This window comes from Kitasatospora sp. NPDC050463, from assembly GCF_040655255.1.
Classification (GTDB): domain Bacteria; phylum Actinomycetota; class Actinomycetes; order Streptomycetales; family Streptomycetaceae; genus Kitasatospora.
In genome coordinates this window covers 94062-115380 of the sequence record NZ_JBFAJO010000027.1, presented here as the reverse complement: position 1 = coordinate 115380, position 21319 = coordinate 94062, and the positions used below count along the sequence as shown (strand labels likewise).

At 73.7% G+C, this 21319-nt stretch carries 19 protein-coding genes; 9 read left to right on the top strand and 10 right to left on the bottom strand.

Annotated elements, in window-relative coordinates; genetic code table 11:
* Window positions 1–87 precede the first annotated feature (87 nt).
* A complete protein-coding gene (locus tag AB0J08_RS19135) occupies window positions 88–1047 on the bottom strand; it encodes a TauD/TfdA family dioxygenase (RefSeq protein ID WP_360635025.1) in 960 nt (319 codons plus the stop codon).
* Between the two features lie 621 nt (window positions 1048–1668).
* Between AB0J08_RS19135 and AB0J08_RS19130 the strand changes: the two genes are divergently transcribed.
* On the top strand, window positions 1669–2514 hold the full coding sequence (locus AB0J08_RS19130; RefSeq protein ID WP_360635023.1) for an SMI1/KNR4 family protein: 846 nt from the start codon (window positions 1669–1671) through the stop codon (window positions 2512–2514).
* Between the two features lie 304 nt (window positions 2515–2818).
* Window positions 2819–3649, top strand: coding sequence for an SMP-30/gluconolactonase/LRE family protein (locus AB0J08_RS19125; protein ID WP_360635020.1), 831 nt, complete (start codon window positions 2819–2821; stop codon window positions 3647–3649).
* A 135-nt stretch (window positions 3650–3784) separates the two neighbouring features.
* On the opposite strand, the gene AB0J08_RS19120 is transcribed toward AB0J08_RS19125, so the two are convergent.
* Window positions 3785–4027, bottom strand: coding sequence for a hypothetical protein (locus AB0J08_RS19120; protein ID WP_360635017.1), 243 nt, complete (start codon window positions 4025–4027; stop codon window positions 3785–3787).
* 296 nt (window positions 4028–4323) lie between these two features.
* Here AB0J08_RS19120 and AB0J08_RS19115 point away from each other — a divergent pair, with 296 nt between their 5' ends.
* On the top strand, window positions 4324–4821 hold the full coding sequence (locus AB0J08_RS19115; RefSeq protein WP_360635014.1) for a cysteine/serine endopeptidase inhibitor: 498 nt from the start codon (window positions 4324–4326) through the stop codon (window positions 4819–4821).
* A gap of 112 nt (window positions 4822–4933) precedes the next feature.
* Here the strand turns inward: AB0J08_RS19115 and AB0J08_RS19110 are convergent, their stop codons facing one another.
* Window positions 4934–5494, bottom strand: coding sequence for a hypothetical protein (locus AB0J08_RS19110; protein WP_360635011.1), 561 nt, complete (start codon window positions 5492–5494; stop codon window positions 4934–4936).
* Window positions 5495–5707: 213 nt separating this feature from the next.
* Here AB0J08_RS19110 and AB0J08_RS19105 point away from each other — a divergent pair, with 213 nt between their 5' ends.
* The 5 genes from AB0J08_RS19105 to AB0J08_RS19085 all read left to right on the top strand — a co-directional run bounded on the left by AB0J08_RS19105 (window position 5708) and on the right by AB0J08_RS19085 (window position 9292).
* Window positions 5708–7120 carry an FAD-binding oxidoreductase gene (locus AB0J08_RS19105; protein ID WP_360635008.1) on the top strand — a complete coding sequence of 471 codons (1413 nt, stop codon included), beginning with the start codon at window positions 5708–5710 and terminating at the stop codon, window positions 7118–7120.
* Between the two features lie 134 nt (window positions 7121–7254).
* Entirely contained in the window at window positions 7255–7935 is a 681-nt protein-coding gene (locus AB0J08_RS19100; RefSeq protein WP_360635005.1) for a DUF6528 family protein, read from the top strand.
* On the top strand, window positions 7932–8198 hold the full coding sequence (locus AB0J08_RS19095; RefSeq protein WP_360635002.1) for a hypothetical protein: 267 nt from the start codon (window positions 7932–7934) through the stop codon (window positions 8196–8198). Before AB0J08_RS19100 ends, AB0J08_RS19095 begins: the two co-directional genes overlap by 4 nt.
* Before the next feature lie 231 nt (window positions 8199–8429).
* Window positions 8430–8753: a hypothetical protein gene (locus AB0J08_RS19090; protein ID WP_360634999.1), complete on the top strand. Its 324-nt coding sequence runs from the start codon at window positions 8430–8432 to the stop codon at window positions 8751–8753.
* Complete coding sequence (locus AB0J08_RS19085; protein WP_360634996.1) at window positions 8750–9292, top strand: thioesterase family protein; 543 nt, start codon at window positions 8750–8752, stop codon at window positions 9290–9292. The genes AB0J08_RS19090 and AB0J08_RS19085 overlap by 4 nt, the downstream gene beginning before the upstream one ends.
* 463 nt (window positions 9293–9755) lie before the next feature.
* On the opposite strand, the gene manA is transcribed toward AB0J08_RS19085, so the two are convergent.
* The 7 genes from manA to AB0J08_RS19050 form a co-directional block, all read right to left on the bottom strand.
* Window positions 9756–11033, bottom strand: coding sequence for a mannose-6-phosphate isomerase, class I (gene manA, locus AB0J08_RS19080; protein ID WP_360634993.1), 1278 nt, complete (start codon window positions 11031–11033; stop codon window positions 9756–9758).
* A gap of 100 nt (window positions 11034–11133) precedes the next feature.
* Window positions 11134–12102 (bottom strand): ROK family protein, encoded by a 969-nt coding sequence (locus tag AB0J08_RS19075; RefSeq protein WP_360634990.1) that lies wholly within the window; start codon window positions 12100–12102, stop codon window positions 11134–11136.
* 101 nt (window positions 12103–12203) lie between these two features.
* The gene (locus AB0J08_RS19070) at window positions 12204–15254 is read right to left on the bottom strand and encodes a glycoside hydrolase family 38 C-terminal domain-containing protein (protein WP_360634987.1); all 3051 of its coding nucleotides are present in this window, start codon (window positions 15252–15254) and stop codon (window positions 12204–12206) included.
* Window positions 15255–15386: 132 nt separating this feature from the next.
* Window positions 15387–16712 carry a glycosyl hydrolase gene (locus AB0J08_RS19065; protein ID WP_360634984.1) on the bottom strand — a complete coding sequence of 442 codons (1326 nt, stop codon included), beginning with the start codon at window positions 16710–16712 and terminating at the stop codon, window positions 15387–15389.
* Between the two features lie 67 nt (window positions 16713–16779).
* Window positions 16780–17682, bottom strand: coding sequence for a carbohydrate ABC transporter permease (locus tag AB0J08_RS19060; protein ID WP_360634981.1), 903 nt, complete (start codon window positions 17680–17682; stop codon window positions 16780–16782).
* Window positions 17683–17686: 4 nt separating this feature from the next.
* A complete protein-coding gene (locus tag AB0J08_RS19055; RefSeq protein ID WP_360634978.1) occupies window positions 17687–18559 on the bottom strand; it encodes a sugar ABC transporter permease in 873 nt (290 codons plus the stop codon).
* A 204-nt stretch (window positions 18560–18763) separates the two neighbouring features.
* Entirely contained in the window at window positions 18764–20050 is a 1287-nt protein-coding gene (locus AB0J08_RS19050; RefSeq protein WP_360634975.1) for a sugar ABC transporter substrate-binding protein, read from the bottom strand.
* 130 nt (window positions 20051–20180) lie between these two features.
* Between AB0J08_RS19050 and AB0J08_RS19045 the strand changes: the two genes are divergently transcribed.
* Window positions 20181–21257, top strand: coding sequence for a LacI family DNA-binding transcriptional regulator (locus AB0J08_RS19045; RefSeq protein ID WP_360634972.1), 1077 nt, complete (start codon window positions 20181–20183; stop codon window positions 21255–21257).
* The last annotated feature ends 62 nt before the right edge of the window (window positions 21258–21319 follow it).

Here is a 21319-nt window from a genome sequence, read left to right as displayed (position 1 = left end):
CGGGGCCGACAGATCCTGTTGAGGACCCGAGGTCAGTCAGCCCTTGGGTCAGACCCCACCGGAAAGCGCTCGTCTACATCCTCACTGTCAGCCCTGGAGGGCGGCGGCCTCCAGCTCCGCCGCCGGCACCAGGCCGGCCACCCTCGGGGGCTCGGTCGGCTCCAGCAGCCGGCTCGGGGTGCCGTCCACGCCCACCGGCAGGTCGCCGTCCAGGGTGATCCGGCGGACCAGGCGCGGCTCGTCGCCGTAGTCGTTGACGGCGTAGTGCTGGGTCGCGCGGTTGTCCCAGATCGCCACGTCGCCGACCTGCCAGTCCCAGCGCACGGTGTTCTCCAGCCGCTCCACGTACCGCTGGAACAGCGCGAGCAGGGCCCGGCTGTCGGCCCCCGAGACGCCCTGGACGCGCTGCGCGAACGCGCCCAGCAGCAGGGTCTTCTCACCGGTCACCGGGTGGACGCGGACCACCGGGTGCTCGGTCTTGAAGGCGGTGGAGACGAACACCTGGCGGAACAGCGCGGCGATCTCGGCGTTGTCCGCCAGCTCGGGCCGCAGCGCCAGGCTCGCCGCGTAGTCGTAGTCGTTGGTGTGGACCGCGCGCAGGCTCTCGGCCAGCACCTTCAGCGGCTCCGGGAGGTCCTGGTAGGCGGCGACGGTGTTCGCCCACACCGTGTTGCCACCGGCCGGCGGCACTTCCAGCGAGCGGAGGATGGACGCCTTCGGGTAGGACGGCACGAAGGTGACGTCGGTGTGCCAGTTGTTGGCGCGCACACCCTTGGTGGCGTCCAGCTCGAAGATGAACCGGCCGTCGGCGCTGGGGACGGTCGGGTGCCCGACCGGCTGGCCCAACAGGCGGGCGAACGCCTCGTGTTCGGCGTCGTCCAGGTGCTCCTGGCCACGGAAGAAGAGCACCTTGTGGCGGTACAGCGCGGCCTCGACGGCGGCGACGGTCTCGGCGGGCAGATCGCCGCCGAGGCGGACGTCGTGGACGATCGCACCGATCCGGCCGGCGGCCGGGGTGATGCGGAGGTCGGTGAGGGCAGCGGTCATGGCGGATCCTCGGCTTTCACGGGCACGGGAAGGGGAGGTGGAACAGGCTGGACGCGGGGCGGGCGGCCGCCGCCGGGCACACGGGTGCGCGGCAGGGCGGCCGCACGGCGCGGCGCCGCGCGGGGTGCGGGCGGCGGGCGGATGGCACGGGAACAGGCGGGTGGCACGGGACATGCGGGCCCGGCGGGCCGTGGGAGGGGGCTGCTCCGGCCTACCGGATCAGCGGGTGAGCGCTCCGCGACAACAACGGCGGAGGGCACCGCAGGGGCGGGAACGGGTCGGGCTCTGGACGCGGGGAACGGTGGTCATCGGCCCTCCTTCCGGCGTGCTGCGAGTGGGCTCGGCGCTCATCGTGCTGAAGCCCGAGCCCTGCTGTCAATCGCCGTTCTGCCTGCTGGGCACGGGTGTTGCGACACGATGAAGCCCCGTTGCGGCCGATGTCCGGGCGATGACCGGCGCACGTCCCGACCGTATTCGACCTTGTCGCGGTCGTGTCGCGGTCATTAACTCTCGGAGCGCAAGAAACCCGCCCCTCCTGCCCGGCCCCTTGCGTCCCCGTCACCCTGTCCGACCCGGGCGATATGGTCAGGGCATCCGCATCACGACGAACCGGGGGACGACATGGCCGACTTCGACACCGGTTTCGACACCGGTTTCGACACCGGTTTCGACACCGGTGAGGTGGTCCGGCTGCTGCGGCAGCTCGCCGAGGACTCCTCGGGGCTGATCGTCCTCGATCCCGGCATCGACGACGCCGCGCTGGACGGCTGGCCGGTTCCGGTGCCCGAGGCGATCCGGGTGCTGCTGCGGGCCGTCGGGGGCGTGCGGCTCACCGTGACGCGCTCCGAGGCGAACGGCCACACCTCGTACGAGCACCTGGACTTCGCCCACCCGTACAACACGGGCCGCTACCACGGTCACGACACGAGCTGGTACCTGGAGCACGCCGGCGGTGCCGGCAGTCACTGGTTCGTCTTCACCGACCACGGTGACGGCCACACCTACGTGGACGTGGACCGGGACACCGGCGATTGGGGTCCGGTCTTCCGGTTCTGGGACTACACCGACACCGAGCGCGTCGCGCCGTCCCTGCCGGTCTGGCTCCAGGAGTTCGCGGACTGCGCGCGCCGAGCCCTCGTCGACACCGCGACGACGACCGCGGCCACGGGCGGAACCCCGCCCACCGCCGCCGCGATCAGGGCCTTCGGCAGCACCTTCGCGGAGCACTGGACGGCCCTGGACGCGCAGCCCGCCACCGTGCAGCCGGTCACCGTGGCCGAGGCCCGATCGGGCACCGATCCCGTCCTCCGGGAGGCGGCCGCCGACCTGCCTGGCGATGCGCTGCTCGCCGACCTCCGCCCGGTCGCCGGCTCGGCCCGGGTCGACTTTCCCTTCCCCGTCAGCTGCCGGTACGCCCGCCGGCACGGCGGCGCGGTGCTCATCGCCACCCCCTGGGACGGCGGGTAGCAGGACGCGGACCGGAGCCGCTGCGGCCGGAACCGGCCGCTCTGCCCGCTCTGCCGCCCCTTCGAGTCCCTGGAGGTCCTGGGTCGGGAGCGGACGATCACCCGGCCGCCCCGGGCGGGCGGAGCGACTCAGCACCTGACTGTCGACCAGATCCAGGGGCGGTGGCGACGGATGGCGCCGTGCCACCGTAGCCCCGGCGTTCGCGGCGGCAGGGTGGACCGGGGGATCGGCGGCGGTGGGGGAGTGCGATGCTTCCTGGAGCCCCGCCGTGTCTCCCCCGTCGTCCAGCCCCGAGGAGAAGTCCATGCGTGCCGAACCCGTTGCCGACACCCCCCGCCTCGCCCTCGGCGAAGGCCCGGTCTGGGACGCGGCCGCCCAGAGCCTGCACTGGATCGGTATCCCGGACCGCCGGGTGCTCACGCTGCACCGGCCGAGCGGTCGGGTCACCGTGCTCGAACTGGAGGTCACCCCGGGCACGTTGATGCCGGCCCCGCAGGGGCGGCCGGTCCTCGCGACCGAGCGCGGCTTCGAGGCGCTGGACACCGCCACCGGCCGGACGGAGCTGCTCGCCGCCGTCGAGGCGGACCAGCCGGAACGCCGGATGAACGACGGCAAGCGGGATCCGTACGGCCGACCGGTCGCCGGCACCATGCAGCTCGGCGAGCCCTGGCAGCCGGGGTCGCTGTACCGGTTGGAGCCCGATGGGTCGGTGCAGCCGATCCTGGACGGCCTGGCCATCCCCAACGGACTGGCCTGGCCCGAGCCGGACCGCCTCTGGCACATCGACACCCCGACCCGGCGGATCGAGCTGCACGAGTACCCCGAGCACGGCCCGGTCGGCCGTCGGATCCGCTCGCTGGACGTCTCCCACCTGCCGGGGATGCCCGACGGCATGACGCTGGACGAGGCCGGGAACCTCTGGGTGGCGTTCTGGGACGGCGGGGCCGTGCACTGCCTCTCGCCCGAGGGCCGCCTGCTGGACACCGTGGAGGTCCCGGTGCCGCGCTCGACCAGCTGCGCCTTCGGCGGGCCGGAGCTGGACACGCTGTACGTCACCACGGCCCGCAGCGAGGAACACCCGCTCTCCGGGGCGCTGTTCGCGCTCACGGTGGAGGGCGTGCGCGGCAGGGCCTGAGGGCACGCGGCCGGCGCTAGGGTCCGCGGCCGATCCTGAGTGCGCGCGGCCGGGTCCAGGGTCCGCGGTCGGCCTGGGGGGCGGGGCCGCAGCAGTGGTCGGCTGCTGCGGCGGTGGCGCCTCAGGGCCGCGGGCTCACTGTCCGAGCAGTCGGGCGAAGTCCAGTCCGAGAGTGCCGAGTACGGGCAGGGCGCCGAGGTCGGTGACCGCGCCGACCGGGATGCTGTAGCCCTGGTTCACCTCCCGCGGTGCGGGGGCGGGCGCGGCGGTGGCCGTGGTCGCGGCGGCGCCGGTCAGGACGGCGGCGCCGAGCAGGACGGCGGCGCCGAGGGCGGCGCGGCGCGGGGCGTGGAGCGGGGTGCTGAGTGGGGTGCGCAAAGGGGGCCTCCGGGGAGTGGAACGCGTGACCTGACAACGCGTCACCCCGTGCTGCGGTCACGTATCGTCCTGCCTTCGGCCGCTTTCGTAAAGCTTCCTGCCTTGTGTTCATGACAACACATCAAAGGTATGGACCTCACCTCCGGGTGGGGCATACCGTCCTTCCCTGGGCGGGCCGGACGTGCCCGAACTCCACTGCGCTGCAGTCGATTCGGCCTGGTCTGGGGGTTTCCCCGCAGGGCCGTCGGCCCGCCCGTACTCGGTCATGCCGTCCGCACCGGCAACCGGAGGGAAACATGCGAGTCGTCAAGAACATCAGGATCCTGGCCGGCGCTCCGCTCGCCGCCGCCGCCCTGATCGCCCTGACCGCGGGCTCCGCCAGCGCCGCGATCCCGATCAACAAGCCGATGACCGGCAAGGCGACGTACTACAACGACGCCGGCTACGGGGCCTGCGGCACCCAGATCAACGCCGGGAACCAGATGCTGGTGGCGGTCTCGCACACCTGGTGGACCAGTGCGAACCCCAACAACGACCCGCTCTGCAAGGGCATCTCGGTCAAGGTGACCTACCAGGGCAAGACGGTCACCGTCCCCGTCAGGGACAAGTGTCCGTCCTGCGACTCCACCCACATCGACCTCAGCCAGCCGGCCTTCGCCAGGCTGGCCCCGCTGGGTCAGGGTGTGATCAACGGCCTGACCTGGCAGTTCGTCAAGACCGGCTTCGCGGGGGAGAGCATCCCGCTGTCCGCGCCCGTCGAAGGCTCGACGATCGGCGCGAGCGCGTCCCGCTGACGCGAGGTGGGACCGGCCGGCCCGTGCCAAGGTGCGGCGGGGTCGGCCGGCCCGGGGCGTCGGCCGGTCCGGCCCGTGGTGGCCCGGCACGTCTGCGGCGGTGTCGGCCGGATCAGCCGGCGGCCGGTGCGGCGGGGGTGCGGTCCGCTTGCGTGGAGTGCTCCTTCAGGAAGGCTCCCGCATGGGCGGCGGCCTCCTCCTTCCGGGCGAGGAGGGGTGTGTCGAGCTCCCCGCTGTGTGCGCCGTCGGCGCCCCGGGCGCTCCAGCGCCAGCCGCCCGAGGTCACGTCGGCGAACAACTCGGCCGTGCCGCCGAACAGTTCGAGGACGCTGCCGTCCCGGGGTGCGGCCGCCGGTCCGTCGACGGCGTCGGGCCACTTCCTGCGGGCGCCCTGCCGGGTGAGGCCCCAGGCCGCGCCGAGCCGGTCGTAGCCCGCGCCGTAGGAGGCGGCGGTCCGGGCGGCCGTCGCCGTCAGCCGCTCGACCTCCTGGTCCACCACCTTCCAGGTGCCGAGGACGGCCAGGGCCACCTCGCTGGGGTCCGCCGCCCACATGCGGTCCGCGGAGTACCCGGTAGCCCGGGCGCGCATGGCCGAGGCGAGCGGGTCGAGGGCGTCGAGGAGGATCCGGTCGAGCGCCGTCCGCTCGGTGGTGGTGATCTCAGGTGTCGACATGGCGGTAACTCTAGTTGTCGAAACGCCATTGGGTAACAGTGGTTGTCGATTGGCATATGCCGGATTTCCCGGGGCGCCGGACCGCGGCCGGCCGTCCGGCGGCTCTGACACTGTGCAGGGCCGCGAGCGCGGATCCTGCCACCGTGCCGGTGGCCCGGGTGGTCCGCGGCGGCATAGCGTCCCGGGGAGATCACCGAGCGAAGGCAGGTTCCCGTGGGCCGTAGCGGCGACCAATCCCCGGCCGTCAACGGCGGCGTCTCCTTCTGGTACGCGCGGACCGGGCTGCCCGAGCCCCGGCCCGCGCTGCCGGGCGACGCCGACGCCGACGTGTGCATCGTCGGCGGTGGCTACACCGGGCTCTGGGCGGCGTACCACCTCAAGAAGGCCGACCCCGGCCTGCGGATCACCCTGCTGGAGCGCCGGTTCTGCGGCTACGGCGCCTCGGGACGCAACGGCGGGTGGCTCTACAACGGGTTCGCCGGGCGCGCGGCCTTCGCCCGCCGGTACGGGCACGGACCGGCCGCCGCGATGCAGCGGGTGATGGACGCGGCGGTCGGCGAGGTGGCCGACACCGTCGCCGCCGAGGGCATCGAGGCCGACCTCGTCCGGGGCGGCGTCCTGGAGGTCGCCCGCACCCCCGCCCAGCTCGCCCGGCTGCGGGCCTTCGCGGAGGCCGAGCGCTCCTACGGCGCGGACCGCATCCACCTGCTGACCGCCGCCGAGACCGGCGACCGCGTCCGGATCGCGGGCACCCTCGGCGGCACCTGGACGCCCTACGGCGCGCGCGTCCAGCCGGCCAAGCTGGTCCGCGGGCTCGCCGGGGTGGTGGCGGGCCTGGGTGTCCGCATCCACGAGCAGACTCCGGTCACGGCCGTCGAACCGGCCACCGTCGGCTCCCGGGCCCGCGCCGTCACTCCCCACGGCACCGTCACGGCCGACTACGTACTGCGCGCCACCGAGGGCTTCACCGCGGGGCTGCGCGGCGAGCGGCGCACCTGGCTGCCGATGAACTCCGCGATGATCGCCACCGAACCACTGCCGCCGGCCTTCTGGACCGCTGTCGGCTGGACCGGCCGCGAGGTCCTCGGCGACTTCGCCCACGCCTACATGTACGCGCAGCGCACCGCGGACGACCGGATCGCCCTCGGCGGGCGCGGCGTCCCCTACCGGTACGGCTCGCGCACCGACTCGGACGGGACCACCCAGCCGGCCACCGTCCGCCAGCTGCGCGAGATCCTCGACAGCTTCTTCCCGGCCGCCGCCGGCGCCCGGATCGACCACGCCTGGGCCGGTGTGCTCGGCGTCCCGCGCGACTGGTGCGCCACGGTGGACCTCGACCGTGCCACCGGCCTCGGCTGGGCCGGCGGCTACGTGGGCAGCGGCGTCACCACCGCCGACCTCGCCGGCCGCACCCTGCGCGACCTCGTCCTCGGCCGCGACACCGAGCTCACCCGGCTGCCCTGGGTCGGCCACGGCGTGCGCCGCTGGGAGCCCGAGCCGCTGCGCTGGCTCGGCGTCCACGCCCTCTACGCCGCCTACCACGCCGCCGACCGCCAGGAAGCCACCGGCCGCCCCACGGGCTCCCCCCTCGCCCGCCTGGCGGACGTCATCTCCGGGCGGTACTGAGCGGGGGCGGAGCGGCTCCCGGACGGCCCGGCGGCCGTTCGGGCGTGTCGTGGCGGCAGCGGCGGTCGCCGCGACGCACGGTGGGTCCCGGGACCGGAGACGGCGGAGGGACGGCGCGGGTGCGCCGGTGGCGAGTGGGACTTGTCGGGCTGGCGGTGGCACTGGGGCTCGGTCTGCCGACGACCTCGGCCGCGCCCGTGCGGCCCGGGTGGGCGGTGGTGGTGGACCAGGAGTCGCGCAGCGTGTTCGTCCTGCAGAGCGCCGAGGAGCTGATGGCCTATCGGCGGCCGGACCGGCTGCCGGTGGTGTGGTCGTGGAGCGCGGACCGTGCGCCGGACCTCGCCCCGGCGCACAGCTGGTCGATGCCGGACGAGGCGAAGAGTCGGGTCCGGAACGGTCGCCGCTACCTGCTGACCGCCGCCTCCGGCGGGCTGGTGGCGGCCGTCGACACCGCGACCGGACGCACGTACTGGGCCGCCGACACGGGCGGCGCCAACCCACACAGCCTGGAGCTGCTGCCCGACGGGAACGTCGCCGTCGCGGCCAGCGAAGGCGGGTGGGTCCGGCTCTACGCCGCCTCGCAGGGTCCGCGCAACACCGCCCATGCGGCGTACCCGCTCCCGGGGGCGCACGGGGTGCACTGGGACGCGCGCACCCGGCAGCTCTGGGCGGTGGGGACGACACGCTCACCGCGCTCCGGGTGGACGGCACGCCGGCCGCGCCGGTGCTCACCGCCGTCCGCAGCGTCGCGCTGCCGGAGCGGGACGGGCACGACCTCGCGCCGGTGCTCGCCGCGCCGGGCCGGTTCTGGGTGAGCACCGCCGCGCACCTGTGGCAGTACGACCCGACCGGCGGCCGCTTCACCCGGGTGCGGCTCGGCGACGAGGCCGCGGAGCGCGACATCAAGAGCGTCGGTGACGAGCCCGGCACCGGGCGACTGCTCACCGTCGCGCCCGACCATGTGGGGGCCTGCCCGTGGTGCACCTCGGCCCTGCGGCTCCACCGCCCGGACGCCATCCGGACGTTGCGCGGTACGCAGATGTACAAGGCGCGTTGGTGGGCCCGTTGGGGCGGCTGACCGTCGCCCAGGGTGACCGTCCGGGGTGGCATTCGGCTGATGCGGCAGATTTTATGCCCCGGCAAACTACTCCAATGGTGGGCAGTTTCCCGTAGGGCAGCGCAAACCTCGGATGCGGTGCCCGCCCTGGGATAGCGTCCAGTCCACCGGGGGGTACGTGACTGCGCGAGTGCCGCGCCGGTCCGTTCGAACGCATCCGACAAATGCTCTGACTAATTCGGGAGAAAACTCGTGGGTAATAGCCTTTCGGAAATCCGGCCGGTCGCCGTGGACGACCTGCGGCTCGCCGTGGACTCGCTCGCGGCCTTCCCCGCCCGGGGCGGCATCGGGGGCGCCGACGTCCCCGAGCGCCTGGCGGCGGTGGCCGAGCTCTGCCGCGCCGTCGACGGGGTGCTGGACAGCCTGGTCGTCCAGGCCGCCGCCGAGGCCGCCGAGGAGGGCTGGACGGCCGCCCGGATGGCCTCCGAACACGCCGTCTACTACGCCCGGTTGCGGCGGGCGCTGCTGCCCGTCGGGGCGGGTGGCCAGGGCGATGCCGGGCTGAAGAAGCCGTGAGCGCGCCGCACTCCAACGCACATGTCCTGACCTGCCCCACCCGGTGGAGCGACGTGGACGAGAACGGGCACATCAACAACGCCCGGCTGGTCTCCTACGTCCAGGAGGGGATCTACGACCTCTTCTGCCACCACAAGGTCGCCGTCCGGGAATCCCTCTTTCCGTCCGGATTCCTGATCGCACGGCACGAGATCGATTACCTGGAGCAGTTGCACCACCAGCCGGAGCCATTGCTGGTACGGCTGACGGTGGAGCAGCTGGGCCGTAGTTCCGCGCACGTGGTGGTGAATGTCTGCCGTGATCCGCACACGTATATGCGGGCACGCACCGTGGTGGTCGCGCGGGACCGGGAATCGGGCCGTTCCCGTAAACTCAGCCAGTCCGAGCGGCGGTTCCTCTCGGCGTTCGTACCAGGCGAGCCTCCGTTCGAGCCGCTGCCCTCGGCGCCGTCGCAGCGGGTGCGGGTGCTGGCGTCGCGCGGCCCGCTGCCGGGCTCGGCGCACCGTGCCCGCCGACGCTGTCGCGCCTCGGCGCGCTGACGGCGGCGATGCCGGCACCGATGGCGCTGCCGGCATCCAGGGCGGAGCAGGACCCGTAGCAACCGCGAGGACCGCAGGTCCGGAAGGGCCGCAGCGCCCGCAGGTCCGGCAGGTCGGGCAGGTCGGGCAGGGCTCGTAAGGCTCGCAGCGCCGCGGCGGCCGTGATCGCGGTGACGGCGTCAGGGCGGTCGGGGGCGGTCGGGGGCGGTCGGGGGCGCAAGGGGCGGTTCAGGGGCGTCAGAAGGGTGGCAGCGGCGGCAATGGCGCCGCCGACTGCAACGCGCCCGCCCGGTGTACGGGTTCGGCGCCCGCGACCCCGGACCCACTTCGGGAGGCGGCGTCCGGAGGCGTGCGGGCCACCCGGTGGCCCCGGCCCGGCGGAGCCCCCGCTCGCCCGAGGTACCCCGCTCGCCCAGGTACCCCGCTCGCGCGCCGGCCGCCGGCTGCCTCGGCCGGTGTCGCCTCAGCCGGTGGTCGCGCGGAACAGCTCCGCGCCGGCGCCGGTCAGGAGGACGGGCTCGGCGGACGGACGCAGGTACGCCGATCCGCCCTGCAGCAGGTCGAGGCTGTGGCCGGCCGTGCTCCGCAGCCGGGCCCGCCCGGCCGTACAGAGCAGGATCTGCGGCGCGGCAAGGTCGACCCGGGCGGGGGCGGCGGTGGGCCTCAGCCGGGAGAGCCGGAACTCCTCGGCCGGTGAGGGGAACACCTCCTCGATCCCCTCGCCGGCCCACGAGGCGGCCGGGGCGGCCCCCCGCGCGGCGTCCGGTGAGGAGCCGGCCGGCGATGCGGTGAGCACGGGGGGCTCGCCGGTCCGGAAGGAGGTCACCGCCAGCAGTCCGTCCACGTCGATGTGCTTGGCGGTGAGGCCGCAGCGCAGCACGTTGTCCGAGTTGGCCATCAACTCGACACCCAGGCCGTGCAGATAGGCGTGCGGCACCCCGGCGTCGAGGGCGAGCGCCTGGCCGCGCCGGAGCCGGACGTGGTTCAGCAGCAGCGCGGCGACCATCCCCGGGTCGCCGGGGTAGTCCCGGGCGGCCCGGGCGTAGGCGGCGCAGGCGGCGGCGTACGGCCCGCCGTCGGCGGCGACCCGCCGCAGCGCCCCGGCGACGTCGGCGAGTTCGGCCGGGCCGGGGCGGACGTCCTCCAGGACGTGCCGCAGCATCGCCGGCAGGACCTCCCCGGCGGGCCGGTGGCGCAGCGCGGCAGCCCAGGGGGTGAGCAGCGGGACGGCCAGTGCGTCCAGCAGGTCGGCCGTGGCGCCCGCCGGCCGGAAGCCGCAGAGTGCCTCGAAGTCGCCGAGGGCGCAGAGCAGTTCGGGCTTGTGGCCGCGGTCCCGGAAGGTGCGCTGCGGGGCGTCGAGGGGAATGCCGCGGGCCTCCTCGGCGGCGAAGCCGGCCTCGGCCTGGGCCCGCGAGGGGTGCACCTGGAGCGAGAGCGCCCGCTCGGCGGCCAGCACCTTGAACAGGAACGGCAACTGTGGGCCGAACCGCTTCACGCCGTCCGGCCCGAGTTCGCCCTCCGGGTCCTCGGCGATCAACCGGTCCAGCGGGCGCGGGCCGTCGCCCGCGCCGTCGTCCCGCAGCGAGGGCGCGGACGGGTGGGCGCCCATCCAGAGCTCGGCCTGCGGCTCACCGGTGGGCGGGGTGCGGGTGAGCTCGGGGATGGCGGTGCCGGAGCCCCAGGCGTAGGCGCGGACGGGGTTGGCGAGCGGGGCGAACGGGGGACGGGTGGGTGTGGGCATGCGGGGGTCTCTCGTGAGGGGGCCGAGGGAGAACCGGGCCGGTGCCTGCCGGGCGGGTGCCTGCCGGGCCGGGCCGGTGCCTGACGACCTGGGCCGGGCCCTACGACCCGGGCCGGGCCTGGCGGCAGAGCGCCGCCGCGCCGATCAGGCCCGCGTCGGTGCCGAGTTCGGCCCGGCGGACGTCGAGGCCGCGGATGTACGGCAGCGCGGCGTACCGGTCGAGGTGGCGGGCGAGCGGCTCGAAGAGCGGGGCGCCGGCGGCCGCCACCCCGCCGCCGATCACCACCCGGTCGAGGTCGATCAGGGCGGCGGTGGCGGCGATCCCGGCGGCCAGCGCCTGGGCGGCCCGGTCGAAGGAGGCGAGCGCGATCGGGTCGCCGGCCAGCGCGTCGGCCGCGACGGCGCGGGCCGAGCGGTCCTCGTCCGGGCCCGAGGGTCGCCAGCCCCGGGCCAGCGCCCGCCGGGCGATCGCCGGCCCGGCCGCGATGCCCTCCAGGCAGCCGCGCGAGCCGCACGGGCACGGGTCGCCGTCCAGGTCGACGCTGATGTGGCCGAGGTGCCCGGCGTTGCCGCTCGGGCCGGGCCGTACCGCGCCGTCCAGGACCAGCCCGGCGCCGACGCCGGTGGAGACCACCAGGCAGAGGGCGTTGGCGGCGTCGCGGGCCGCGCCGCGCCAGTGCTCGGCCGCGGCCATCGCGACGCCGTCCCCGGCCAGGGCCACCGGGACGCCGAGCCCGGCCACGGCGGGGTGCGCGGCGATCTCGGCGACCAGGGGGAACGCCCGCCAGCCGGGGATGTTGACCGGGCTGACGGTGCCGTGCAGCAGGTCCACCGGCCCGGCGCTGCCGATGCCGACGGCGATCACCGCGGCCCAGCCGGGCGTGGCGGCGAGGTGGTCGAGCACCCGGTGTACGACGGCCAGTACGGAGGTGCCGGACTCCTTGGCAGGGGTGGGTAGTTGGAGCCGGTGGGAGAGTGCCCCGCGCTCGTCGACGAGCGCCCCGGCGATCTTCGTCCCGCCGATGTCGAGGGCGGCGAACAGCGGGCGGGCGGGCGGGGCGGCGGTCATCGCGGGTGGCTCCAGAACCGGGGGCGGGGCCCCCGCCCGGGCGGGCGGGGGCCAACGGACAGGGTAGAAGAGGTCAGCCTGACACGGACGGGGCGGGCGGGTCAGCCGGCCGCCGCCGTCAGACGCAGCGTGACCAGCTCGAACGGGTGCAGCGCCAGCTCGACGCCGTCACCGCTCACCACCACCGAGCCGCGGGTGCCGTCCCACGGCCGCTCCAGCAGGTCGCAGGGCACCGCCCCGGCCAGCGCGAACGAGGTGGCGAGCCGGCCCCGGGCGCGACCGCCGTGGGCCTCGTAGACCCGGACGACGACGTCCCCGCTGCCGTCGTCGGCCAGCTTGACGGCGCTGACCACCAGGGCGTCCTCGGCCAGCTCGACCAGCGGCCGGACAGCCTCGGCGGTACCGGTCACCCGCCGCTCGGGCAGGCTGATCAGATAGCCCTCGCGCACCGCGTCGGCGATCCCGGCACCCGGTACCAGCGCGTGCCGGAACCGGTGCAGGCCCTGGTCGGTCTGCGGGTCGGGGAAGCGCGGCGCGCGCAGCAGCGAGAACCGCACCGTGGTGGTGGTGCCGCCGTCCTCCTCGCGCACCGTGCGGGTGACGTCGTGGCCGTAGGTGGACGCGGTGACCAGCGCGACGCCCCAGCCCGGCTCGTCCAGGTGGACGAAGCGGTGGTTGCAGGCCTCGAACTTGGCCGCCTCCCAGCTGGTGTTGGTGTGGGTGGGCCGGTACAGGTGACCGAACTGGGTCTCGGCGGCGTACCGCTCGGTGTGCACGTCCAACGGGAAGGCCGCCTTGAGGAACTTCTCCGTCTCGTGCCAGTCCACCTCGGTGTCGATGTCCAGCCGCCCGGCGCCCGCGCGCAGAGTCAGCGTCTGGAGCACCGTGGACGAGCCGAAGGACCGCGCCACCCGGACGGCGACCGCGTCCGGCGCATCGAGCGCCACCGTCACCGCGTCAGCCTCGGTCAGGTCGGTGACGGTGTTGCGGTAGAACTGGTCCACGTCCCAGGCGTCCCACATGTTCGGGAAGTCCGGGTGCAGTTGGAGCAGGTTGGCACGGGTACCGGGCGCCACCGTCTCGCGGCCGGTGGCGAGGTCCACCACCGAGACCACCAGGCCGTCACCGTCCACCGTGACGGACAGCAGGCCGTTGTCGAGCACGAAGCCGCCCCCGTCGAGGGCGGTGACCGCGCAGCCGTCCGCCCGCGCCGCCGAGGCGGGCGCCGCACCGCCGGCGGGCGCCGCCGAACGGGCGTGCGGGGCGCCGTTGAACACCAGCTCGCGGCCGCCCGCCGCGTCCCCGGCCAGCGCCTGCTGCGCCCGGCCGATCAGCGCCTCCAGCTCCTCGCCGAGCGCCGCGTACGTCGCCTCGGCCTCGCGGTGGACCCAGGCGATCGACGAGCCGGGCAGGATGTCGTGGAACTGGTGGAGCAGCACCGTCTTCCAGATCCGGTCCAGGTCCTCGTACGGGTACGCCAGGCCGGTGCGCAGCGCGGCGGTGGCGCACCAGAGCTCGGCCTCGCGCAGCAGGTTCTCGCTGCGGCGGTTGCCCTGCTTGGTCTTCGCCTGGCTGGTCAGGGTGGCCCGGTGCAGTTCCAGGTACAGCTCGCCGACCCAGACCGGCGGATTCGGGTACTCGGCCTGCGCCTTCTCGAAGAACTCGGCCGGCCGCTCCCAACGGACCGTGGCCGAACCCTCCAGGTCCCGCAGCCGGGCGGCCTTGGCGATCATCTCGCGGGTGGTGCCGCCGCCACCGTCGCCCCAGCCGGTCGGGGCGATCGAGTGCCGGGCCACGCCCTTGTCCTTGAAGTTCCGCGCGGCGTGCGCGATCTCCTTGCCCTTCATGGAGCAGTTGTAGGTGTCCACGGGCGGGAAGTGGGTGAAGATCCGCGTCCCGTCGATGCCCTCCCAGAGGAAGGTGTGGTGCGGGAACGTGTTGACCTGGCTCCACGAGATCTTCTGGGTCAGCAGCCACTTGGAGCCCGCGTTGCGGATGATCTGCGGCAGCCCGCCGGTGAAGCCGAAGGTGTCCGGCAGCCACGCCTCCCGGTTCTCGACCCCGAACTCCTCCAGGAAGAACCGCTTGCCGTGCACGAACTGCCGCGCCATCGCCTCCGAGCCCGGCATGTTGGTGTCGGACTCCACCCACATGCCGCCGGCCGGCACGAACCGGCCCTCGGCGACGGCCTTCTTGACCCGCGCGTACACCTCCGGCCGGTGCTCCTTGATCCAGGCGTACTGCTGCGCCTGCGACATGGTGTAGACGAAGTCCGGCTCGTCCTCCAGCAGCGCCGTCATGTTGGCGGTGGTGCGGGCCACCTTGCGGACGGTCTCGCGCAGCGGCCAGAGCCAGGCCGAGTCGATGTGGGCGTGGCCGACCGCGCTGATCCGGTGGGCGGACGGCACGGCGGGCGCGGCCAGCACACCGGCCAGCTGCTCCCGGGCGGCGGCGGCGGTGCCGTTGACGTCCTGAAGGTCGACGGTGTCCAGCGCCCGCTCGACGGCGCGCAGCACGTCCCAGCGGCGGGCGCCGTCGACCGGCAGCTCGGCCATCAGCTCGCCCAGCACCTCCAGGTCCATGACGAGCTGCCAGACCGTCTCGTCGAAGACCGCGAGGTCCATCCGGGCCAGCTTGTACTGCGGCCGGTCGCCGGCGGTCTCCCGGTCGCCCAACTCGGTCGGCAGGAAGGGGTGGTAGTCGAGGATGACCGGGTTGGCGGCGGCCTCGACGTGCAGCAGGACCTGCTCGCCGCCGGCCGCCGGGGCGGCGATCCGCACCCACTGGTTCTGCGGGTTGAGGCCCTTCACCGGGCTGCCGTCCGGGCGGTAGACCAGGCCCTCGCACTGGAAGCCGGGCATGTTGGCGTCGAAGCCGAGGTCGATCAGCGCCTCGACGGTCCGCCCGGCCCACGCCTCGGGCACCGTGCCGGCGACGGTGATCCAGCTGGTGCTCCACGGGGCGCCCCAGGCGTCGCCGACGGCGATCGGCGTGCGCGGCGCGGCGAGGCCCTCGGCGACCGGGACGGGCTCGCCGGGCGCCGTCCAGACGGAGACCTCCAGCGGGACGGACTCCGGGTAGAGCGCCGGGCGGATGCGCTCCTCCAGGACGCGCTTGAGGCGGGACTCGACCAGGCTGCGGTCATCGTGCATGTCAGCAGGCTCCGTTGCGTGACTGAGGGGAGGTGACGGTGAGGTGACGGTGAGTCGGGTGCGGGCTTTCGGAAAGTCGGGAGGTCGGGAGGTATAGGAGGTCGGGAGATACGGGAGGTCGGGAGGGGCTCGTCAGCGTACGTCCTCGGGGCGGACCACCTCGGTGATGCCCCGGGCGGCCAGGTGGGCCCGGTCCTCGGCGCGCTCGGCGAGCACCGCGGTCGGCCGGGCGCCGGCCTCGGTGAGTTGCATGAAGGCCTCGAAGACGGCGCCGCCGGGGCCGCAGACCGAGCGCTTGGGCGAGGTGACGTCGTCGCCGGTGGCCACCACCACGGCGGTGGTGCGCGGACGGGGCGGCCGCCACCCGGTGCGCAGCTCCTCGACGGCGGCGGCGAGCCGGGTGCCGGCCGGCTTGACCCGGCGGTCGGTGGTGAGCAGGCCGAGGCTGTACTCCAGCTCGGGGAAGTCGGCCAGCGAGCGGTCGACGTCGTGCGAGCACCACCAGGTGACGCCCCAGAGGTCGGGGCAGTCCAGCACGGCCGCCACGGTGTCGCCGGTGAACCGGGCGGCGTCCTCGGCGGTGATGTGCGGGGCGGGCGCGCCGACCTCCTGCAGCCAGACCGGGCGGCGCGGGTCGCCCGCCCAGGCCTTGGAGAGCTCGACCAGGTAGGCGGCGTGCTGCGCGGTGGCGGTGGAGTGCGCGCCGTAGCGCTGGGCGGTGCCGTTGAACACCCAGGAGTGCACGGCGGTGGCGGCACCGATCCGGGCCGAGTGCCAGGGGGTGAACGGGTGTTCGTCCAGGTACCAGGCGGCGTCGTACGAGGCGTGCAGGTTGAGCCGGCCGGGCGCACCCTCCTCGCAGGCGGCGAGCATCCGGCGCAGCCAGGCGTCGACCTGGCCGGGGGTGGCCCGGTCCGGGTCGGGGTGCGGGTCGCCGGAGAACTGGTTGACCTCGTTGCCGACCGTCATCCCGAGGAAGTTGGACCGGTCGTTCAGGGCGGCGGCCAGGGCGTACAGGTAGGCGGCCTGGCCGTCGACCACGTCCGGGTCGGTGAAGAGGTTGCGGCGGTGCCAGGTCTGGGTCCACGAGGGCTGGAAGTCGAAGCTCGACAGGTGGCCCTGGAGGCCGTCCACCGCGACGTCCAGACCGCGCTCGCCGGCCGCGTCCACCAGTGCCGTCAGCTGCTCGACGGCGCGCGGGCGGATCAGTGTGCGGTTCGGCTGGAAGACGGGCCAGAGCGGGAAGACCCGGACGTGGTCCAGGCCGAGCGCGGCGATCGAGTCGAGGTCGGCGCGGACGGCGTCGAGGTCGAAGTCGAGCCAGTGGTGGAACCAGCCCGCGCTGGGCGTGTAGTTGACGCCGAAGCGCGGGGCGGCGGGGGCCCGGGTTCGGTCCGTCGTGCGGTCCGTCGTGCGGTCCTGGATGCGGTCCTGCGGGAGGTCCTGGGCGGCGGTCATGCGCGGTGGGCTTCCTCGGTGGGTGCGGCCGTCGCTGGTCCGGCGACGGGTCGGGCGGACGGCGTGGCTATCCCTTGACGGCTCCCTCCTCGACGCCCTTGAAGAAGAACCGCTGGCAGATGCCGAACACCACGACGATCGGGAGGAAGGCGATCATCGTGCCGGCCGCGATCAGCCGGGGGTTGGCGCTGAACGTGCCGTTGAGATACTGGAGTCCGACGGTGAGCGTGTACTTCTGCGGGTCGTTGAGCACGATCAGCGGCCAGAGGAAGTCGTCCCAGGCGCCGATGAAGGTGAAGATGACGATCACGCTGAGCATGCCGCGCACGTTCGGCAGGCCGACGTGCCAGAGGCGCTGCCAGACGGAGGCGCCGTCCACCAGGGCGGCCTGGTCGAGCTCGGCCGGAACGGCCGCGAAGGCCGTCCGCATCAGCAGCACGTTGAGCATCGCGATCGCGCCGGGCAGCGCGACGCCCGTCAGGGAGTCGGCCAGGCCGAGGCTGCGGATCGTCACGTACTGGGAGACGATGGTGACCTCGCCGGGCAGGACCAGCGTGGCCAGAAAGAGGCCGAAGACCAGCCGGGCGCCGCGGAAGCGCAGTTTGGCCAGGGCGTAACCGGCGAGGGTGGTGCCGACCACGTTGCCGAAGATCGCGATCGCGGCGACGATCAGCGAGTTCGCCGCGTACGTCCAGACCGGGATGGTGTCGGCGACCTTGCCGTAGTTGGCGAAGGTGAGGTCCTCGGGGATGAAGCTCGGGTTCCGGGTGTAGACGTCCTCGCCCGGCCCCTTGAGCGAGGTGGAGAGCTGCCAGAGGAACGGGCCGATCACCAGGAGCAGGACCACCAGCAGGAGCAGGTAGCGCAGCGCGGTCTGACCGGGGGAGGGGGTGTTGAAGCTCCGGGCGCGGCGGGTCGGAGCCGGCGGGGCGGGCGTGGCGGGCCGGGCGGGGGCGGCGGTGTCGGTCACGGGGTCAGTCCGCCTTCCGGTTCAGGCGCATCAGGAGCAGCATCGGGCCGAGGGTGATGACGAACAGCAGCAGGCTGAGCGCGGAGGCGTAGCCCAGGTGGCCGGTGAAACCGCGGCTGTACATCTGGATCAGCATGACCACCGACATGTCCCGGCCGCCGGGGCCGCCGGTGCCGTTGGAGAGCACGTACAGCTCGGAGAAGACGCGCAGCGCGGAGACCGAGATCAGCACCGAGATCAGCATCATGGTGGACCGCACCCCGGGCAGGGTGACGTGCCAGAACCGGCGGAAGGCGCTCGCGCCGTCGACGGCGGCGGCCTCGTGCAGCTCGCGGCCGACGTTGGCCAGGGCGGACAGGTAGATCACCATGTAGTAGCCGAGGCCCTTCCAGGTGGTCAGGGCGATCGCGCTGAAGAGCAGCAGCCAGCGGTCGGTCAGGAAGGAGACCGGGGAGTCGGCGAGTCCGGTCTGCTGGAGCAGGCCGTTGACCAGCCCGCGGTCGTCCAGCACCCAGCCCCAGATCAGCGCCACCACGACGGCGGAGGCGATCACCGGGGTGTAGAAGGCGGTGCGGAAGAAGGTGATGCCGGGCAGCTTGCGCTGGACCAGCAGGGCGAGCAGCAGCGGCAGGAAGGTCAGCAGGGGGAGGCAGACCAGCAGGTAGACGATGCTGTTGAGCAGGGCGTCGGCCAACTGTTCGTCACTGAAGACGCGTTCGTAGTTGTCGAGGCCGGTGAACCGGCCGCCGCCCAGGGGCTTGGCGTTGGTGAACGAGAGGATCACCGTGTTGACCGTCGGCCAGAGGTTGAAGACGACCAGCCAGATGATCGCGGGCCCGGCGAGCAGCCAGGGGGTGAACCAACGCCGGTGGGTCATGCCGATGCCTTCCTGGGGCGGGGCGGGGCGGGGTCTGGTCGAGTCGCGTCGTGGTGGAGTCGCGTCGTGGTGGGGTGCGCGGGCGGGTCGGGGGCCCCGGCCGCCCCGGTCCCGGCGGGCGGCGGCTCCTGTGGGGGCAGGGGTGCCGCCGCGTCGCCGGTCCGAGGTGGCTTCGGGGGCCGGACCGCTCCCTCGGGGACGGGGTCAGCCCTTGAGCAGTTGGTTGCAGCGCTCGACGGCGGTGTCCAGAGCCTGCTTGGAGCTCACGTCGCCGCTGATCGCGAGGGCGATCTGCTGCTTGACCACGGTGCTCATCGCGTCGTCGACCTGGACCGGCTGGAGGATCTTCGCCTTGGCCAGCGAGGTGAACGCGACCACCTTGGCGTCACCCGCGTTGCTGCCGTCGCCCTTGCTGAAGAACGGGTCGCCGGCGGACGCCTTGGTGGACGGGAAGATGCTGGTCAGGTGGGCGAACGCGGCCTGGTTCTCCGGGCTGGTGACCCAGCGGGCCAGGGCCACCGCGGCGGCCGGGTTCTTGCTGTTCTTCGGGATGGACAGGCCCTGGACGTAGAGCGGCGGCGTGCCCATCGCGGGAGAGGAGACGATCTTCGGGGCGAGGGTCGGGTTGTCGGTGGCGACGCTCGTGATGAAGTTGGCGCCACCGGTGGTCCAGGCCGCCGTACCGGAGTTGAAGAGCTTGGAGTTGCCCGCGTAGGTGTCGGTCAGGACGTCCTTCGGCAGCAGGCCCTCCTTGAACGCGGCGCGGTACTTGTCGAGCAGTGCGGCGGCCTCGGGGGTGTTGAAGGTGAAGGACTTGCCGTCGTCGGCCATCACCTTGACGCCGGCGTTGACGAGGTCGCCGAGGCCGGGCTTGCGGCTCATCAGGTAGGTCGAGCCGCCGGACTTCTCCTTGAACACCCTGGCCTGGGCGATCAGTTCGTCCAGGGTGGCCGGAAGTGCCTTCGGGTCCAGGCCGTTCTTGGTCAGCAGCTCCGAATTCCAGTAGTTCACGTCGGTGTTGAGGTACCAGGGGTAGCCGTAGGTGCCGTCCTGGCCGGTGAAGCGGTAGGCGTCGATGCCACCGGCGACGTACTCCTCGGCGAGCTTCGGGTCGGCCTTGGCGACGTCCAGCAGCAGGCTCTGCCTGGCCAGCGGGAGGGCGAAGTCAGGTGGGAGGTTGACCACGTCGGGGAGGGTGCCGGCCGCGGCCTGGCTGAGCACCTTGTCCGAGTAGCCGTCGCCGGGCTGGTCGAGCCAGTCGACCTCGACGCCCGGGTACTTCTTCTGGAAGCCGTCGATCACGCCCTGCACGTAGTCGGTGAACTTCGGCTTGAGTGCCCAGGTCTGGAGCGAGACCTTGCCCTTGACGTCACCGGTGGCGGCCGCGCTCGCCGCGGTGTCGTCACTCTTGGGGTCGGAGCTCAGTCCGCAGCCGGTGAGCGCGGCGGTGGTGACCGCCGCCATCGTCAGTGCCGCCCAGATTCTTCGCATGAGGGTCTCCCGTCCAGAGGGTGGGTGGGGGATTGTGCTGACGTACAGAACCTGACTTACTAAACCGGTCTAGCTGTGCAGGGACTATGCTCCCGCCTAAACTTGGATGTCAAGAGAGGAGTCGGATTCTGTGGGCAGACCGACCATCGCCGACATCGCGCGCCAAGCCGGGGTCTCGAAGGGCGCGGTGTCCTTCGCGCTCAACGGGCGCCCCGGGGTGAGCGAGGCGACCAGGGCCCGGATCCTGCGGGTCGCCGAGGAGATGAACTGGCGGCCGCACAGCGCCGCCCGCGCCCTGGGCGGCGCCCGGGCCGACGCGGTCGGGCTGGTGATCGCCCGCCCCGCCCGCACCATCGGCGTCGAGCCGTTCTTCAGCCAACTGCTCTCCGGCCTCCAGGCGGTGCTCTCCGCCCACGCGGTCGCGCTGCACCTGATGGTGGTCGAGGACACCGCCGCCGAGATCGAGGTCTACCGCCGCTGGGCCTCCGAGCACCGGGTCGACGGCTTCATCGTGGTCGACCTGCAGGTCCGCGACCCGCGGCTGGAGACGCTGGAGGAACTCGCGCTGCCCGCCGTCGTGCTGGGCGGCCCCGGCAAGGGCGGCGGCCCGCTGCGGATCTGGGCCGACGACCGGGAGGCGATGCTCTCGATCGTCGACTACCTGGCCGCGATCGGGCACCGCCGGATCGCCCACCTGGCCGGCCTGCCCCACTTCCAGCACACCCAGCGGCGGATCCGCGCGCTGCGCGACGCCTCCCGGCGGCTCGATCTGGAGGAGGCGGTCTCGGTGCCGACCGACTTCAGCGACGCCGAGGGCGCGGCGGCCACCCGGGCCCTGCTCTCCCGCCCCCGGCGGCCCACCGCGATCGTCTACGACAGCGACGTCATGGCGGTGGCCGGGCTGGGGGTGGCCGGCGAGATGGGCGTCGCGGTACCCGGGGAGCTGTCCATCGTCTCCTTCGACGACTCGGTGCTCGCCCGGATCGTCCACCCGCCGCTGACCGCGCTCAGCCGGGACACCTTCGCGCTCGGCGAGCAGGTCGCGCGCAGCCTGCTCGCGGTGATCGACGGGACCGGCCCCGGCCGGGACCTGCAGATGCCCACGCCGCGCCTGACCGTGCGCGAGTCCACCTCCCCGCCGGGGCCCGGATCACCCGCCGGGGTGGCTGTTGCCTGGACCGTTGACACGGGATCTGAACCGGTTTAGCCTCGCAGCGCCGAGCGGGGCCCGCTCGGCGCGCCACCGGGGGCGGAAGGCCGGCGAGCCGC